The sequence below is a fragment of the Nocardia otitidiscaviarum NBRC 14405 genome, assembly GCF_000308635.1.
GTDB lineage: Bacteria > Actinomycetota > Actinomycetes > Mycobacteriales > Mycobacteriaceae > Nocardia > Nocardia otitidiscaviarum.
In genome coordinates this window covers 1-707 of record NZ_BAGD01000242.1, presented here as the reverse complement: position 1 = coordinate 707, position 707 = coordinate 1, and the positions used below count along the sequence as shown (strand labels likewise).

Below are 707 nucleotides of genomic sequence, written 5' to 3'. Positions count from 1 at the left end.
CTGGCACGCCGGGCGCGGCGCGTGGCCGGGCTGGCCGACCAACAACGCCAACTATCACGTCATCGGCATCGAGGCCGTCTCGCGCGGCGACGGCTCGGACTGGACGCCAGCGCAGCTCGACGCCTACAAGCGCGGCTGTGCGGCGATCCTGCGCAAGATCGGCCGCGACTCCGGCTCGTGCGTGGCGCACCGCGAGTACTCGAGCGAGGGGAAGATCGACCCCGCCGGTATCGACATGCCCGCATTCCGCCGTGACGTGCAAGCACTCATCGACCGCACTCACGCACCGAATCAGAAGGGAAGCAACGTGTTTGGTGACGAAGTGATCCGCAACAGGCGCGGACGGGACATCAACGCGGGCGAGATGATCGCCTACATTGACGAGCACACCGGCCTCGGCCTCGACCAGCTCGCCGGACCGGGCGCACGCGACGGCAAGGGATTCCCCGGCTGGGAGTTCCTCGGCGACCGCACCGTCGCCGAGATGCTCGGCGCGCTCGGCGAGAAGCTCGGCATCCCCGGATGCCGTGACCCGAAGGCGAGCCAGAAGTGAAGCGGCCGAACCGCATTCCAGAGCCCGCCCTCGTCCGATCGGTACTCGTCGCGATCTCGGGCGTGATCGCCTACCTCGTCGGGCACGAGGTCGATACCGCATGGATCGAGGCAGCACTCACCATCTACGGCCTGTTGACTCCGGTACTGGCGGG

General features: G+C 68.0%; 1 protein-coding gene. It reads left to right on the top strand.

Features of this window, described 5'->3' with window-relative positions; all coding sequences use genetic code 11:
• The coding region (locus ON31_RS38250) for a peptidoglycan recognition protein family protein (protein ID WP_255222306.1) at positions 1-553 on the top strand (553 nt) is incomplete at its 5' end.
• Positions 554-707 lie beyond the last annotated feature (154 nt).